General features: G+C 72.5%; 19 protein-coding genes. 7 read left to right on the top strand and 12 right to left on the bottom strand.

Features of this window, described 5'->3' with window-relative positions; genetic code table 11:
• Positions 1 to 117 precede the first annotated feature (117 nt).
• From ABZ342_RS44155 to ABZ342_RS44195, 9 genes are all read right to left on the bottom strand, one after another.
• Positions 118 to 1,029, bottom strand: coding sequence for a GNAT family N-acetyltransferase (locus tag ABZ342_RS44155; protein WP_360486659.1), 912 nt, complete (start codon positions 1,027 to 1,029; stop codon positions 118 to 120).
• Positions 1,026 to 1,457, bottom strand: coding sequence for a type II 3-dehydroquinate dehydratase (gene aroQ / locus ABZ342_RS44160; RefSeq protein WP_086856373.1), 432 nt, complete (start codon positions 1,455 to 1,457; stop codon positions 1,026 to 1,028). Before aroQ ends, ABZ342_RS44155 begins: the two co-directional genes overlap by 4 nt.
• The gene (gene aroB / locus ABZ342_RS44165) at positions 1,454 to 2,578 is read right to left on the bottom strand and encodes a 3-dehydroquinate synthase (protein ID WP_360486662.1); all 1,125 of its coding nucleotides are present in this window, start codon (positions 2,576 to 2,578) and stop codon (positions 1,454 to 1,456) included. Before aroB ends, aroQ begins: the two co-directional genes overlap by 4 nt.
• Positions 2,579 to 2,586: 8 nt before the next feature.
• Complete coding sequence (locus tag ABZ342_RS44170) at positions 2,587 to 3,111, bottom strand: shikimate kinase (RefSeq protein WP_360486665.1); 525 nt, start codon at positions 3,109 to 3,111, stop codon at positions 2,587 to 2,589.
• Complete coding sequence (aroC, locus tag ABZ342_RS44175; protein WP_360486668.1) at positions 3,108 to 4,295, bottom strand: chorismate synthase; 1,188 nt, start codon at positions 4,293 to 4,295, stop codon at positions 3,108 to 3,110. The genes ABZ342_RS44170 and aroC overlap by 4 nt, the downstream gene beginning before the upstream one ends.
• A gap of 48 nt (positions 4,296 to 4,343) precedes the next feature.
• Positions 4,344 to 5,516, bottom strand: a complete 1,173-nt coding sequence (locus ABZ342_RS44180; RefSeq protein ID WP_360486671.1) for a prepilin peptidase — start codon at positions 5,514 to 5,516, stop codon at positions 4,344 to 4,346.
• A 218-nt stretch (positions 5,517 to 5,734) separates the two neighbouring features.
• Positions 5,735 to 6,379 carry a zf-HC2 domain-containing protein gene (locus ABZ342_RS44185; RefSeq protein WP_360486674.1) on the bottom strand — a complete coding sequence of 215 codons (645 nt, stop codon included), beginning with the start codon at positions 6,377 to 6,379 and terminating at the stop codon, positions 5,735 to 5,737.
• Positions 6,376 to 6,888, bottom strand: coding sequence for a sigma-70 family RNA polymerase sigma factor (locus ABZ342_RS44190; RefSeq protein ID WP_155542387.1), 513 nt, complete (start codon positions 6,886 to 6,888; stop codon positions 6,376 to 6,378). The genes ABZ342_RS44185 and ABZ342_RS44190 overlap by 4 nt, the downstream gene beginning before the upstream one ends.
• A 4-nt stretch (positions 6,889 to 6,892) precedes the next feature.
• The gene (locus ABZ342_RS44195) at positions 6,893 to 7,261 is read right to left on the bottom strand and encodes a hypothetical protein (protein WP_155542386.1); all 369 of its coding nucleotides are present in this window, start codon (positions 7,259 to 7,261) and stop codon (positions 6,893 to 6,895) included.
• Positions 7,262 to 7,366: 105 nt separating this feature from the next.
• Between ABZ342_RS44195 and ABZ342_RS44200 the strand changes: the two genes are divergently transcribed.
• Positions 7,367 to 7,804 (top strand): Rieske (2Fe-2S) protein, encoded by a 438-nt coding sequence (locus ABZ342_RS44200; RefSeq protein WP_155542385.1) that lies wholly within the window; start codon positions 7,367 to 7,369, stop codon positions 7,802 to 7,804.
• Positions 7,805 to 7,874: 70 nt separating this feature from the next.
• On the opposite strand, the gene ABZ342_RS44205 is transcribed toward ABZ342_RS44200, so the two are convergent.
• Positions 7,875 to 8,330 carry a PTS glucose transporter subunit IIA gene (locus ABZ342_RS44205; protein ID WP_155542384.1) on the bottom strand — a complete coding sequence of 152 codons (456 nt, stop codon included), beginning with the start codon at positions 8,328 to 8,330 and terminating at the stop codon, positions 7,875 to 7,877.
• Complete coding sequence (locus ABZ342_RS44210) at positions 8,327 to 8,566, bottom strand: PTS glucose/sucrose transporter subunit IIB (RefSeq protein ID WP_196425271.1); 240 nt, start codon at positions 8,564 to 8,566, stop codon at positions 8,327 to 8,329. Before ABZ342_RS44210 ends, ABZ342_RS44205 begins: the two co-directional genes overlap by 4 nt.
• Before the next feature lie 242 nt (positions 8,567 to 8,808).
• Here ABZ342_RS44210 and ABZ342_RS44215 point away from each other — a divergent pair, with 242 nt between their 5' ends.
• The 5 genes from ABZ342_RS44215 (at position 8,809) to ABZ342_RS44235 (ending at position 13,511) form a co-directional block, all read left to right on the top strand.
• Positions 8,809 to 9,597: a GntR family transcriptional regulator gene (locus ABZ342_RS44215; protein ID WP_155542382.1), complete on the top strand. Its 789-nt coding sequence runs from the start codon at positions 8,809 to 8,811 to the stop codon at positions 9,595 to 9,597.
• On the top strand, positions 9,594 to 10,829 hold the full coding sequence (locus ABZ342_RS44220) for a PTS transporter subunit EIIC (protein WP_155542381.1): 1,236 nt from the start codon (positions 9,594 to 9,596) through the stop codon (positions 10,827 to 10,829). Before ABZ342_RS44215 ends, ABZ342_RS44220 begins: the two co-directional genes overlap by 4 nt.
• A gap of 41 nt (positions 10,830 to 10,870) precedes the next feature.
• On the top strand, positions 10,871 to 11,137 hold the full coding sequence (locus ABZ342_RS44225) for an HPr family phosphocarrier protein (RefSeq protein WP_013224593.1): 267 nt from the start codon (positions 10,871 to 10,873) through the stop codon (positions 11,135 to 11,137).
• A 77-nt stretch (positions 11,138 to 11,214) separates the two neighbouring features.
• The gene (locus ABZ342_RS44230) at positions 11,215 to 12,030 is read left to right on the top strand and encodes a serine hydrolase domain-containing protein (RefSeq protein WP_360486681.1); all 816 of its coding nucleotides are present in this window, start codon (positions 11,215 to 11,217) and stop codon (positions 12,028 to 12,030) included.
• On the top strand, positions 12,027 to 13,511 hold the full coding sequence (locus ABZ342_RS44235) for an alpha/beta fold hydrolase (RefSeq protein ID WP_360486684.1): 1,485 nt from the start codon (positions 12,027 to 12,029) through the stop codon (positions 13,509 to 13,511). The genes ABZ342_RS44230 and ABZ342_RS44235 overlap by 4 nt, the downstream gene beginning before the upstream one ends.
• Before the next feature lie 187 nt (positions 13,512 to 13,698).
• Here the strand turns inward: ABZ342_RS44235 and ABZ342_RS44240 are convergent, their stop codons facing one another.
• Positions 13,699 to 14,631, bottom strand: a complete 933-nt coding sequence (locus tag ABZ342_RS44240) for a D-2-hydroxyacid dehydrogenase family protein (RefSeq protein ID WP_360486687.1) — start codon at positions 14,629 to 14,631, stop codon at positions 13,699 to 13,701.
• Positions 14,632 to 14,766: 135 nt separating this feature from the next.
• Here ABZ342_RS44240 and ABZ342_RS44245 point away from each other — a divergent pair, with 135 nt between their 5' ends.
• Positions 14,767 to 15,183, top strand: coding sequence for a hypothetical protein (locus ABZ342_RS44245; protein WP_360486690.1), 417 nt, complete (start codon positions 14,767 to 14,769; stop codon positions 15,181 to 15,183).
• The last annotated feature ends 5 nt before the right edge of the window (positions 15,184 to 15,188 follow it).

A 15,188-nucleotide genomic window follows, 5' to 3' on the forward strand; every position in this document is an offset into this window, starting at 1 on the left:
GGCGGGGTCGCCTTCTTCGATGGCCTCTTCGGCCTCGTGCAGCACACCGCGGGACTCACGACCGGCCGCGGCGGGCTCGGCGGGCTCGGCGGGCCCTCGGCCGTGAAGCCCGGCGGGTCAGTTTGCGGGTGGGCCTTCGAGCGCGACCAGCTCGACCTCGAAGCCCGCGTCGTTCTCGAGATAAGCCGCGTAATGCGCATCGCCGCCCGCATACGGATAGCGATCACCGAACAACGGCCGCCAGCCGTGGCCGGCCGCCTGCTCGGCCAGCGCGTCGACCTCTGCGCGCGTTCCCACGTGCAGCGCCAGGTGGTTCAAGCCCGGGCGGGTGCGCTCGTGCTCCGGGGCACTCATCGCCGGTGAGGCCTCGACCACCACGTACGTCCCGCCGAGGCGCCAGCTGACACCCGCGGGCCAGCGCTGGAACTCCCGCCACCCCAGCTCGCCGAGCAGCCAGCCCCAGCTCCGCTCGGCCTCGGCGAGGTCCGGCACCCACAGCTCGATGTGGTGCGGCCGTCCGGGTACCGGCGCCAGCGCGACCAGCACGCGGTGCAGGTCGCCGTAGTGGATGCCGCTGCCGACGTCGAGGAAACCCAGCCGGGCCGCCACTTTCCGGCTCGCCGCGTTGTTCTCGTGCACCAGCGCCCAGACCGCCGGCAGCCCGAGCGCGTCGAGCCCGTGGCCGAGCACCGCCCGGGCGGCCTCGGTCGCCAAGCCCTGCCCCGCGTACGCGCTCGCGACGTAGTAGCCCAGCTCCGCCACCCCGGCGGGCAGCTCCGACGACGGGCGCAGGTGCGCGACGCCGATCACCTCGCCGTCGCGCTCGATCACCCAGTGGCCCTGGCCGGCCGGGCCGCGGTAGGCCAGCCGGCGGTCGACCATCGCGCTCGCCGCCGCCGGGTCGGAGAAGTCCGCGGCGAAGAACCGGCTCATCTCCGGGTCGGAGAACACCTTCACGACGGCTTCGCGGTCGGCTTCGACCAGCTGACGCAGCTCCAGCCGCGCCGTGGTCAGCGTCGGCAGCGTCATCCCGGGTGCGCGGCGAGCCACCGCAGGGCGAGCGGGTAGCCGTCGACGCCGAGGCCGGCGATCACCGCGGTCGCGATGTCCGACAGGACGCTGTGGTGCCGGAACGCCTCCCGCTTGTGCACGTTCGAGATGTGCAGCTCGATCAGCGGCGCGGACAGCTGCGCCGCGGCGTCGCGCACCGCGATCGAGTAGTGCGTCCACGCGCCGGCGTTGAGCACCACCGGGTTCCCTCCGTCGGCGGCTTCGTGCAGCCAGCCGACCATTTCACCCTCGTGGTCGGTCTGCCGGACCTCGACCTCGATCCCCAGCTCCTCGCCCGTCTTCACGCACAGCGCCGCGAGGTCGTCGTGGGTCGTCGAGCCGTAGACCGACGGCTCGCGCTTGCCGAGCCGGCCGAGGTTGGGGCCGTTGAACACGAACGCCTTCACAGCAGCACGCTCCCGCCGCCGTTTTTGGATGAGCGCTGTGGTGCGTCGGCGGCGATCGCCGAGTACGCGGCCGCGAGCAGCGACGGGTCCGGGCCCTCGAGCCGGCCGGGCTTGCCGAGGGCGTCGAGGACGACGAACCGCAGCACCCCGGAGCGGGTCTTCTTGTCGCCCTTCATGGTTTCCAGCAGCTGGGGCAGCGCGTCGGCGTCGTACGTCGTCGGCAGGCCGAGCAGCTTCAGCACGGCGGCGTGGCGCTCGGCGGTGGCGTCGTCGAGCCGCCCGGCCAGCCGCGCCAGCTCGGCGGCGAACACCAGCCCGACGCTCACCGCGGCACCGTGGCGCCACCGGTACCGCTCGCGGCGCTCGATGGCGTGACCGAGCGTGTGGCCGTAGTTGAGGATCTCCCGCAGGTCGGACTCGCGCAGGTCGGCCGCCACGACGTCGGCCTTGACCTGGATCGACCGGCGGACCAGCTCGGCGAGCACGTCGCCGCTCGGGTCGAGCGCGCCGGCCGGGTCGGCCTCGATCAGCTCGAGGATCCGCGGGTCGGCGATGAAGCCCGTCTTGACGACCTCGGCCATCCCGGCGACGAGCTCGTTCGGCGGCAGCGTCTCCAGCGTCGCGAGGTCGACGAACACCGCGCTCGGCTCGTGGAACACCCCGACGAGGTTCTTGCCCGCCTCGGTGTTGATGCCGGTCTTGCCGCCGACCGCGGCGTCGACCATGCCGAGCAGCGTCGTCGGGACGTTGACCAGGGACACCCCGCGCATCCAGGTGCCCGCGACGAACCCGGCGAGGTCGGTGACGGCGCCGCCGCCGAGGCCGACGACGACGCCTTGGCGGTCCAGCCCGATCCGGCCGAGCACCTCCCAGCAGAAGCTCGCGACGGTGAGCGCCTTGCCGTCCTCGGCGTCCGGGATCTCGACGCGGTGCGCGTCGAGACCGGCGGCGATCAGCTCCTCGCGGATGGCCTCGGCCGTGGTGGTCAGCGTGGGCGGGTGGACCAGCGCGATCTTCGAGGCGCCGGCCAGCTGCGCGGTGAGGTCGCCGAGCAGGCCGCGGCCGACCACGACGTCGTAGGGACGGGCGGTGGCGACGGGGATGCGCACCGGATCGGACACGGGGTGACTCACTCCTTGGCTTCGGCGGGGATGGCGAGCTCGGCCGCCAGGCCCGCGACGATTTCGGCGGGCGTCCGGTCGTCGGTGGCGACCTCGATGGTGGCGACCTCGCGGTAGACGGGCGCCCGCTCGTCGAGCAGTTTCTTGAACGTGGCGCGGGGGTTCACCCCGGCCAGCAGCGGCCGCGCGGACGACAGGCCGGTCCGCTGGACCCCGGCGGCGAGGCCGACGTTGAGGAACACCACGGTGTGCTCGGCCAGCCGGGCCCGGGTGCCCGGGGTGAGCGGGGCGCCGCCGCCCAGGGAGAGCACGCCGTCGTGCTCCGCGAGCCCGGTGGCGACCGCTTCTTCTTCCAGCGCGCGGAAAGCGGGTTCGCCGTCGTCCGCGAAGATGTCGGCGATGGTGCGGCCGGTGCGCGCGACGATGTCGTCGTCACTGTCCCGGAACTCGACGCCGAGCGCCTTGGCGAGCAGCGGGCCGACCGTGCTCTTGCCCGAGCCGGGCGGCCCGATGATCACCGCGCGAGGGCTCACCAGCGCTCCTCGAGTGCCTTCAGGTACGCCTCGGCGTTGCGCTTGCTCTCGGCGAGGGAGTCGCCGCCGAACTTCTCGAGCGCGGCGTCCGCGAGGACGAGCGCCACGACCGACTCCAGCACGACGCCGGCGCGCGGCACGGCGCAGACGTCGGACCGCTGGTGGATGGCGACGGCGGGCTCGCCGGTCTTGACGTCCACTGTGGACAGTGCTTTGGGGACGGTCGAGATCGGCTTCATCGCGACGCGCACCCGCAGCGGCTCGCCGTTGGTGATGCCGCCTTCGAGGCCGCCCGCGCGGTTGGACCGGCGGGTGACGCCGACCGGGCCGGTGCCGCGGTCGATCTCGTCGTGCGCCTGGCTGCCCCAGCGACGGGCGGTGGTGAAGCCGTCACCGACCTCGACGCCCTTCATGGCCTGGACGCCCATCAGCGCGCCCGCGAGCCGGGCGTCGAGCCGGCGGTCCCAGTGGACGTGGGAGCCGAGGCCCGGCGGGAGGCCGTAGGCGAGGACCTCGATGACGCCGCCGACGGTGTCGCCCGCCTTCCGCACGGCGTCGACCTCGGCGACCATGGCGTCGGTGCCTTCCTGGCCGAAGGCGCGCACCGGGCTCTCGTCGATGGCGGCGAGGTCTTCCGGCTTGGGGACGAGCCCTTCGGGGGCGTCGGCCCCGCCGATCGAGACGACGTGGCTGAGGATCTCGACGCCGAGCAGCTGCTTCAGGAAGTTCCGCGCGACGGTGCCGAGCGCGGTCCGCGACGCGGTTTCGCGTGCGCTGGCCCGCTCGAGGACGGGGCGGGCCTCGTCGAAGCCGTACTTCTGCATGCCGGGCAGGTCGGCGTGCCCCGGCCGCGGCCGGGTGAGCGGCTCGTTGCGCGCGAGGCCTTCGAGGATCTGCGGGTCGACCGGGTCGACCGCCATGACCTGCTCCCACTTGGGCCACTCGGCGTTCTCGATCTGGATCGCGACCGGGCCGCCCTGGGTGAGGCCGTGGCGGACGCCGCCGAGGAAGTCGATGTGGTCGGTCTCGAAGCCCATCCGCGGGCTGCGCCCGAAGCCGAGGCGGCGCCGGGCGAGCTGCTCGGTGACGTCGGCGGTGGTGACGCCGACGCCGGCGGGCATGCCTTCGAGCACGGCGGCCAGCGCGGGTCCGTGCGATTCACCTGCGGTGATCCAGCGCAACATGGGCTCAATCCTGTCACGGGGGCCGGGCGGGCCCGAAGAGTGTTCCGGTCATGGCGCACCCGGGAAGAGGGCACACAGCCAGGTGGCGGCGAGGAGGGCGGGTCCATGGGGCACTCGGTGGCCGCCGAAGGGACGAATCGGAGGTGGGGCGGGTGTGGGCCGGGTGGTGGTTGACGGCGCTGGGTGCGGGCGGGCCGGCGGAGCTGGGGGTGGGACGGGGGCCGGTCGGGTGGTGGCTGACGGTGCCGGGTGCGGGTCGGGCGGTGCGGGTGGGACGGACGCCAGCCGCGTGGTGGCCGACGGCGCCGGGTGCGGGCGGGCCGACGGAGCTGGGAGTGGGACGGAGGCCGGTCGGGTGGTGGCTGACGGTGCCGGGTGCGGGCCGCGGTGCTGGCCCGAGCGCGGCACGGACGCCGGTCGCTTGGCACCTGACGACGCGAGGCGCAGACCGTGGCGCCGCCCGGCCGCCGCTGCCGAGCGCAGGACGAACGCCGGGGATCTGGCGGCCGAGGGCGCCGGGTGCCGAACGGCCGCTGGCGCTGGGGGCAGGACGGGAACCCGTCGTTCGGAGGCCGACGTCGGGCACGCAGGGGGTGCCGGATGCGGGTCCCGCACCGGTCGAGGGCGGGCTGATGGCGCCTCCCTTGCTCGGGTGCTGGGGCGTCGGCGGCCTACCTCCTGGACGATCGCGATGGCCAGGCTGAACAGAGCCGCCAGGATCGCCGCGAGTGCGAGGGCCGGCCAGCCCGTCGCGCCCAGGACCGCGCCCAGGCTGCCGGACAGCTTCACGTCGCCCGCGCCGAGGCTGCCCGGGGCCGCGCGGGCGACCAAGGCGTGCGCGCCGCCGAACAGGAGGGCGCCCGCTGCCGCGCGTGCTGCGAGGGACGGGCCGCCGCCGCCGAGTGCGGCCGCTCCGATCGCCGCGCCGAGGAGGGGGTACGCGGGCAGGGTCAGCACGTCGGGCAGGCGCAGGTGACGCAGATCCGCGAGGGCGAGCGGGACGGCGATGACCGTCAGCACGACCGGCACGGGCAGCCACCAGCCGGGCTCACCGCCCGCCTGCCACCGCGCGGTGACCATGGCGACGCCGGCTGCGGCCAGCGCGGTGGCGCGCCAGACCGGGATCGGGGCGTCGGCGCGGGCGAGGGTCCACGCCGCAAGGGGCGCTGTGGCGGCTCCGGCGGCCGCCGCCGTGGTGAGGACGAAGATCGTCGGGGGCATGGGTCCAGGGTGCGGCGGCCGGGCTGAGCTGGGCAAATGGCGGGCGTAGCGAACGGTCCGTTCGCTACGTTCCGGGCCGGTTTTCACTCCTGTGGGCGACACGCCGGGCGCGGAACGTGGGCCGAAACCACTCGGATCGAGACGCCACGAGGGCCGGGCACGGAAAGAACAGGCGGCCCGTCCGGAACCCCCTGCGTCCCGGACGAGCCACCGACCCCTCACAACGTCAACCGCAACAGCGGTTTTCCGCTGGTCCCCCCACGCACCTCCAGCGCCGCCAGATCGGTCCGCTTCAAGGCCGTGCCGATCACGATGCGGGCCGTGTTGTCCGGGACCGCCTTCCACGTCGCCAGCTGGGTCTCCACGCCCGTGCGGGAAATCGCCACCAGTACGTACTCGCCGCTGCTGCGCTCGCCCGTGTAGCTGCACGACATGTCGACCTGCGTGCCCCAGTCGAAGGCCGCCAGGCTGGCATCCGCGCGGACCGGGAACTCACCCAACGAGGTCATCGCCGTGTAAGGCGGCTGAGCAGGCGAAGGCGCCGAAGCCACCACCGCCAGCGCCACGCACGCCGACACCGCCAGCGCGGCCGACGCGGACGTCACCGCGAGCCGGATCCGGCGGCCGCGGCGGACGCGGCGGAGCACCGTCGGGAGCAGGTCCGGCGGGGGCGGGCCCGCGTCCGGCACCGCGGGCGGGGCGTCCACCCTGGCCAGCAGCCCCGGCAGCCCCGCCATGTCCCGCACCGAGGACGCGCACCGGTCGCACGTGCGCAGGTGCTGCTCGAAGCGCTGGCGGTCCTCGGGGGAAAGCGCCCCGAGCACGTAGGCCGCGTCGAACGTCGCGAACGGGTCCTCGCTCACTGGGTCACCCCCCTCTCCTCGAGCACCAGGCGCAAAGCGCGCAACGCGTAGTGCGTCCGGGACTTGACCGTCCCTTCGGCCACACCGAGCCGCGTCGCCGCGTCCGCCACGGAATAGCCCTGGAAGTAACACAGGACGAGTACCTCTCGGTGCCGCTCCGACAGCTCGGCAAGCGCCTCGGCGACCAGCCAGCCCTGCACCGCGCGGTCGGTCCCGTCGCCGACCGCGCGTTCCGGCGGCTGGTCGGTCATCACTTCCGACCGGGCCGACGCCGAGCGCCAGCCGTCGATCGCGATGCGCCGCGCGACCGTGAACAGCCACGCCCGCGCCGAGCCCTGCGACTGGTCCAGCACCGCCGTCGACCGCCAGGCGCGCAGCAGCGTCTCCTGGACGACGTCCTCGGCCCGGATCCGGTCGCCGGAGGTCAGGTGGAGCGCGTACGACCACAGCGCGCCCGCGTGTTCCTCGTGCAAGGCGCGCATCAGCGCGTCTTCGGCGACTTCCCCCACGGACTCAGGCCGCGACTCGGCGCCGGTCCTTCACGAACAGCAGCGCCAGGCCGCCGACGATGCAGACCGCCTCGGTGATGACGCCCCAGTACTCCGGCTGGCTGTTGAACTGGTCGTGGTTCCCGGCGAACCCGACGGTCGCGGCGAGCACGTACGCACCCAGCGTCAGCACCCCGAACCCGACCGCGCCCAGCGCGGGCAGCCAGTGCCGCCAGGCCAGCACGGCGATCGCGAGGACCAGTCCGCCGATCGCGTCGAGCAGGAACAACGGCCCGACGATGCCCGGGTAGTCCTCGGTCCACAGGAAGTAGTGCACGCCCGCCGAGCCGAGCAGCGCGGCCGCCACGACGATGCGTAGAACCCAACTCACCATGATCGATCCTCCACTCCACACCCACTCGGGTACATACACGGAGCAGGGGCCGATCCGGTTCACCGCGAATTGAACCGATGGGGTGTCGATCTCGTTTAGAGGGGCATGACTGCCGAAACCCACTCCCGCCGCACCGTCCTCACCACGGGTGCCGCCGTCGCAGGTGCCGCCGTGGGCGCCGTCGCGCTCTCCGCCTGCGGTTCTTCGGACGACGCCAAGTCGGGCACCGCGCAGGCCCCGATCGCCGCCGGGACGCCGCTGGTCGCGCTCGCCGACGTCCCCGTCGGCCAGGCGAAGGCCGCCAAGGCCCCGGACGGCTCCGACGTGATCGTGGCCCGGACGTCCGAATCGGCGTGCGCCGCGTTCAGCGCGATCTGCACGCACCAGGGCTGCACCGTCGCCCCGAAGGGCGCCGACCTCGTCTGCCCCTGCCACGGCTCGGTGTTCAACGCGCTCACCGGGGAGGTCAAGCAGGGCCCGGCGAACAAGCCGCTGCCGAGCGTGCCGGTCAAGGTCGAAAACGGGAAGGTCGTGACCGGCTGACGGGCCGGGAGCACGCGAAGGGCCCTTGGGGACGACTGTCCACAAGGGCCCTTCGTGTGACAGGAAGACCTCAGGCGTCCCAGCCGAAGAGCTTCTCGCCGGCGGCGACGTCGCGCTCGGCGTCCAAACCGGACAGCACGTCCGCCGAGGCGTCCAGTGCGACGACCGGGACGATCGCCGAGTAGCCCGCCGCGGTCACCGCCTCCGGGTCCCAGCTGACGATCGGCTGGCCGGCCCGCACCTGCTCGCCCTTGACGACGTGCAGCGTGAAGCCCTCGCCCTTCTCCTTGACCGTGTCGATGCCCAGGTGCACCAGCACGGCCTTGCCGTCCTCGGTCGCGACGACGTAGGCGTGCGGGTGCAGCGTCGCGACCGTCCCGTCGACCGGCGCGACCGCGTCCGACCGGCCGCCCGAGGGCTGCACGGCGACGCCCGGACCCACCATGGCCTGCGCGAACACCGGGTCCGGGACCTCGGTGATCGGCACCACGCGCCCGGCGACCGGGCTCAGGATCTCCAGGCTCACAGCAGGTCCTCGATGTCGCTGGCGATCGTGTCCGCCTCCGGCCCGACGATCACCTGCAGAGCAGACGACCCCATCTTGACCACGCCCATGGCGCCGGCCTTCTTCAGCGCCGGCTCGTCGACGAGGCTCATGTCCTCGACCTCGCAGCGCAGCCGCGTGATGCAACCCTCGATCTCGGTGAGGTTCTCCGAGCCGCCGAGTGCGGCGAGGATCTTTTCCGGCCTGTCATCCGCCATCGCGGTCTCCTTGATCACTGTTTGTTCCCAACCTGACGCGCACCGCGTGTCCACCTGTACTACGCCGTTCGTCGGCATGCACCCCGCCGCGGGCCACGAACGGATAACGGTGGTTGACACCCGTCCGCACGGCGGAGCATCCTGCCCCATCAGATCATTGGTCTAGACCGGAACGTACCAATGTTCCGGGCCGGACGCGAGCACCGGTCCCCGGTGACGCGAGAACGAGGAGGGTGACGCCGATGAGCGCGGCAGCGCACGTCCCGCCACCCGACCGGGTCGTCAACGGGCCCACGCCCAAGCACGCCCAGCTGCGGGAAATCCTCCGCCGCACGGTGGAGCGCGAGCTCCCCCCGGGTGCGCCGATCCCGTCGGAACGTGAGTTGGCCCAGCGCTACGGCGTGTCGCGGCTCACGGTCAGATCGGCGATCGGCAAGCTGGTCGAGGAAGGTCTGCTCGCCCGGGTCCGCGGCAAGGGCACGTTCACCGCGGCCCGGCGGATGGAGCTGCAGCTCTACCTCATGTCGTTCACCGACGACATGCGGCGGCGGGGGCTGACCCCGACGACCGAGGTGGTCTCGGCGGCCACCGAGGTCCCGCCGACCGCCTCGGCGCACGCCCTCGGGCTGTCCGAGGGCGCCCCCGCACACCACCTCGTGCGGTTGCGCCACGCCGACGGCGTGCCCCTGGCCGTCGAACGCGGCTGGTACCACGCGGGCCGGGCTCCCGGCCTGCTCGAGCTCGACCTGACCCAGTCCATCTACGCGCAGCTGGCCGAGACGTACGACGTGCGTCCCGACCAGGCGTGGCAGACGGTCTGGGCCGAAGGAGCGGATCGTGAGACGGCCCGGCTGCTCGGCATGCGTGCCGGCAGTCCCCTGCTCGTGTTCCGCCGGGTCTCCAGCGCCAACGGCGACCCGATCGAAGACATCACGTCCTGGTACCGGGGAGATCATTACCAGGTGACCATGCAGTTGGACCGGAACACCCCGGAACCCGGTCAACCACCCCACTATGGAGGATCCAGATGAGCTCCACCACCGCGGAGGGGGCGAAGAAGAGCGGCAGCGGTCTCGCCGGTCTTCAGCGCTTCGGCCGTAGCCTCATGCTCCCCATCGCCGTGCTCCCGGCGGCGGGCATCCTGTTGCGGTTCGGACAGGACGACATGCTCGGCAAGGACGGCCTCGGCTGGAACAAGGTCGCCTCGGTGCTGGGCGCCGCGGGCGGCACGCTGTTCAACTGGCTGCCGCTGCTGTTCGCGGTCGGCATCGCGGTCGGCTTCGCCAAGAAGGGCGACGGCTCGACCGCCGTCGCGGCGGTCGTCGGCTTCTTCGTCTTCAGCGCCGTCATCCAGGTGTTCGCCCCGCTGAGCGACCTGCCCGGTTACAAGGCCGGCGCCACCGAGCTCGCGCCGATCAAGTGGCCCTACTCGGTGCTCGCCGGTGTCGTGGTCGGCATCGTGGCCGCGTTGCTGTGGCAGAAGTACCACCGCATCAAGCTGCCCGCCTACCTGGCGTTCTTCGGTGGCCGCCGGTTCGTCCCGATCATCACCGCGGGCGTCATGGTGCTCCTCGGCGTGATCTTCGGCCTGGTCTTCCACTGGGTCGACCAGGGCATCCAGGCCGCCGGTGACGCGGTCACGGCCTCCCCAATCGTCGGTGGCGGCATCTACGGCGCGCTGAACCGCCTGCTCATCCCGGTCGGTCTGCACCAGCTGCTCAACGTCCCCGTCTGGTTCATCTTCGACGGCGGTGACATCAACAACTTCGTCGCGGGCAAGATGTCGGCGGGTGCCTTCACCACGGGCTTCTTCCCGATCTTCATGTTCGCGCTGCCCGCCGCCGCCCTCGCCATCTGGCAGACGGCCCGCCCGGCGCAGAAGAAGGTCGTCGGCGGTGTGATGATCGCCGGTGCGCTGACCTCGTTCCTGACCGGTGTCACCGAGCCGATCGAGTTCTCGTTCATGTTCGTCGCGTGGCCGCTGTACTTGTTCCACGCGATCATGACCGGCACCTCGCTGGCGATCTGCAACGCGCTGGGCATCCACCAGAGCTTCAACTTCTCGGCCGGCGCGATCGACTACCTGCTCAACTTCGGGGCCCCCGCCGCGCAGAAGCCGTGGCTGCTGATCCCGATCGGGCTTGTCTACGCGGTGATCTACTACGTGGTCTTCCGCTTCGCGATCACCAAGTGGAACCTGCGCACGCCGGGCCGTGAGGACGACTCGATCGAGGCCGACCTCGACCGCACGGCCGCCGCGTAACATCCGTAACCGACGTAACACCCCTTAGGGAGAGGACGAACATGCCGGAGAAACGCGTCGCCGTGGCGAGCAAGGTGGGCCTGCACGCCAGGCCGGCCGCGCTGGTGGCGAAGGCGGCCGCGGCGCAACCCGTCGCGGTGCAGATCGCGAAGGCCGGCGGGAGCCCGGTGGCCGCCGGCAGCGTGCTCAACCTGATGACCCTCGCCGCCGGGTACGGCGACGAGGTCGTCATCAGCGCCGAGGGCGAGGGCGCCGAGGAGGCCGTGGAAGCGGTCGCCCAGCTGGTCGCCACCGACCTCGACGCCTGAGCTGGATCCACGAAGGCCCTCGCACCGGTCCCCGACACCGGTGCGGGGGCCTTCGTGGCGTTTCGTAGGGTGGACGCATGGAGAGCGTGCGCCTGATCGACGAGTGGCCGGTGGACAACGCGGCGACGGCCGTGGTCTCCGCGGACGGGACCGTCGTGGGCCGCCACGGCGACACCGCGCGGAAGTTCCGGCTGGCCTCGGTCAGCAAGCCGCTGACCGCCTACGCCGCGCTCATCGCGGTCGAAGAGGGCGTCGTCGAACTCGACACGCCGGCCGGTCCCGAGGGCTCGACCGTGCGGCACCTGCTCGCCCACACCTCCGGCCTCGCCTTCGACGCGCACAAGGCCATGGCCGAGCCGGGCACGCGGCGGCTCTACTCCAACGCCGGGTTCGAGCAGCTGGCCGACGCTCTGGCCGAGCACTCCGGCATCCCCTTCGCCCAGTACCAGGCCGAGGCGCTGTTCGCCCCGCTCGGCATGACTTCGACCGCCTTGACGGGTTCGCCCGCCTCCGGTGCGGAGTCCACTGTGGACGACCTCGTGGCCTTCGTCGCCGAGCTGCAGTCACCCAAGCTGCTCGACCCCGCGACCGTGGCCGAGGCGACGAACGTCGTGTTCCCCGGGCTGTCCGGCGTGCTGCCCGGGTTCGGGCACCAGAAGCCCAACGACTGGGGCCTCGGCTTCGAGATCCGCGACCACAAGAGCCCGCACTGGACCGGCGCGAACAGCTCGCCGCGCACGTTCGGGCACTTCGGCCAGTCCGGCACGTTCCTCTGGGTCGACCCGGACGCGGGCGCGGCCTGCGTCGCGCTGACCGACCGCGCGTTCGGCCCCTGGGCCGCCGAGGTCTGGCCGCGCTACACCGACGCCGTCCTGGCGGAATTGAGCGCGTGAAGGCCCTGCTCGCCGCCCTGCTGCTCCTGCTCGCCGCCTGCAGCGCACCCCAGGCCGCACCCGTTCCCGCGCCGCCGTCCGCGGCCGCCCCCGAAGCCCCGCCCGCGCTCGGCACGAACGGCGCCGCCGTGCCGGCGCTGCGCTGGACGCCGTGCCACGGGAAGTACCAGTGCGCGGCCGCGTCCGTGCCGCTGAGCTACCGCGAGCCGAAGGGCACCGCGCTCACGCTCTCGGTGATCCGGCTGCCGGCGAGCGACCCGGGCCGGCGGGTCGGCTCGCTGTTCTTCAACTTCGGCGGCCCGGGCACGGACGGCGTCGGCGAGCTGACGCGGTTCGCCGACCGCTACCCCGACGAGCTGCGCGCCCGCTTCGACCTGGTGAGCTTCGACCCGCGCGGGATCGGCGGGTCCGCGCCGATCAGCTGTCCCGGCGCCGACCACGCCCCCGCGCCGGGCTCGCCGCTGCGTCAGCCGGACGCGTTCTTCGCGGCGAGCGCGGCGCCCGGCCGGGCGTGCGCGGCCGGATCGGGGGCGCTGCTGAGCCACCTGTCGACGGCGAACGTGGCGCGCGACCTGGAGCTGCTGCGCCAGGCCGTCGGCGACCCCACGCTGAACTTCTACGGCTACTCCTACGGCACCTACCTGGGTGGCACGTACGCGAACCTGTTCCCGGACAAGGTCCGCGCGATGACCCTCGACGGCACGCTCGACCTCGTCGCGAACGCCACCGGGAAGCCGGGGCAGGAGAAAGAGCCGGTCGACGTCCGCGCCGACGTCGCCGGGGCGCAGCAGCAGGAGCTGGACCAGTTCTTCGCGGTGTGCGCCGCGGCCGGGCCGAAGTGCGCGTTCTCCGGCGGTGACCCGAAGGCGAAGTTCGCCGGGATCTTCGCGCGGGCGTCACGCACCACGGGCGTCGGCTCGCTGATGAGGACCGTCGACAGCGCGCTGTACCAGTCAGGCCGGTGGAAGCGGCTCGCGCAGACCCTGGCCGCGATGCCGGTGGACTCCGGTCCGGCCGCGCCGGTGCTCGACCCGTACGTGCCGACGCACTCCCCCGGTTTCCTGGCCGTCCAGTGCGTCGACAGCGACAACCCGTCCTCGGCGGCGGATTATGCGGCACTGGCGACGCGGGAAAGCGCGCGACAGCCGTACTTCGGGCTGGGCGCGGTGTTCTCGATGGCCCAGTGCGTCGGCTGGCCCGCGCACGACGACGACCGGTACACCGGCCCGTGGAACCGGCGGCGCGCGAACCCGATCCTGGTGCTGAACAACCGGTTCGACCCGGCGACCCCGCTGCACAACGCCCGGGCGACGGCGGCCGAGCTGGGCGACGGGCGGGTGCTGGTCGTCGACGGGTACGGTCACACTTCGCTGGACGCGCCGAGCGCGTGCGCCTCGGCCGCGGTGGTGCGCTACCTGACGGATATGGCCGCACCGACGGAGGGCACGACCTGCGCGCCCGACACCGTCCCGTTCCCGTGAGCGAGAAACCGTTTTCCGGCCCTGTTTCTCACTCACGACCCGCGGGGTCCCCGCGTTCAGCCGAACGGCGGACGCCGGCAGGGTCCAAAGACCCTGCCGGCCGTGATGTGCGGGTGGTGTCATGGTTCTCGTGCGGGCCCGCCGCCGGGCCGGTGCGGGGACCTCGGGCCCCGGCGGGCCGCACGCCTCACTCCATGAGCCGGATCGGCTCCCCCGCCTGGAAGGCCGCGATGTCCTCGACCGCGTCGCCGTAGAAGATCTCGTAGGTCTCCCGCGCGACGAACCCCAGGTGCGGCGTCAGGACCGCGTTGTCCATCGTCCTCAGTGGATGGTCGGCCGGGAACGGCTCGACGTCGTAGACGTCCAGCGCCGCCGCCCGGATCTCCTTGCGCCGCAACGCGTCCACCAGCGCGGCCTCGTCGACGATCGGGCCGCGCGAGGTGTTCACCAGCAACGCGCTCGGCTTCATGGCGGCGAGTTCGGCGGCGCCGACCAGGCCGCGGGTGCGGCCGCTGAGCACGAGGTGGATCGAGAGCACGTCCGAGCGGGCGAACAGCTCGTCCTTCGACACCGCGGTCACGCCGTGCGGGGCGGCCTTCTCCGGCGTCAGGTTCTGGCTCCAGGCAATGGTCTCCATGCCGAAGGCCTGCCCGATCTTCGCCGCGCCCGCGCCGAGGCGGCCGAGGCCGAGCAGGCCCAGCGTCTTGCCGTGCAGCATCGTGCCGACGGTCGTCTGCCAGCCGCCTTCGCGCATCGACCGGAACTCCTGCGGCAGGTTCCGCGACGCGGCCAGGATCAGCGCCCAGGTGTGCTCGGCGGTGGGTTCGCCGAGGTACCCGGTCCTGGACACGACGACGCCGTTGCGTTTCGCGGCCGGCACGTCGATGGCGGCGTTGCGCGGGCCGGTGCTGACGAGCAGTTTCAGGTCCGGCAGCCGGTCGAGCACCTCGGCGGGGAAGCGGGTGCGTTCGCGCATCGCGACGATCACGTCGAAGCCCTGGAGCTGCCCCACGACGTCGGTGAGGGGCTCGGTGAAGACCGTGATGTCGGCCTTCAGCGAGTCCCAGTAACCGAAGGTCAGGGCGACGTCCTGGTAGTCGTCGAGAATCGCGATCCGCATGATCTCACCGTAGTGGCACCAGCACGTCCACGCGGAGCAGGTGGTGGTCCCAGCAGACGTGACCCACGCCTCTTGAACGCGTTCAAATTCAGCGCTACCGTCCCTTCTTGAACACGTTCAAAACAAGGAGGACCCATGGACCCGATAGTCGTCGCGTACGCCCTCTACCTGCTGATCAGCATCCCGCTGACGGTGCTCGTGGCCCGGACGCTGAGCCGCCACGGCCGCACCTTCCTCACCGAGGTCTTCGCCGACAGCCCCGGCCTGGCCAACGCCGTCAACCAGCTGCTGGTCGTCGGCTTCTACCTGGTCAGCCTCGGCTTCGTGACGCTCTTCCTGACCAGCCACGCCGAGGTGCCGACCGCCCGCGAGGTGTTCGAGCTGCTCTCGGTGAAGGTCGGCGTCGTCGCGCTGATCCTCGGCGCGATGCACCTGACGAACGTGCTGATCTTCAACGGCATCCGCCGCCACCACCTGGCGCCGAAGGCGGCACCGCGCCCGGCGACCATGCCCTACGGCATGCCGCAGGTCCCGCCCTTCCCCGCGCCCTGACGTGC

Origin of the sequence: Amycolatopsis sp. NPDC005961 (assembly GCF_040629235.1) — a bacterium.
GTDB classification, from domain to species: domain Bacteria; phylum Actinomycetota; class Actinomycetes; order Mycobacteriales; family Pseudonocardiaceae; genus Amycolatopsis; species Amycolatopsis camponoti.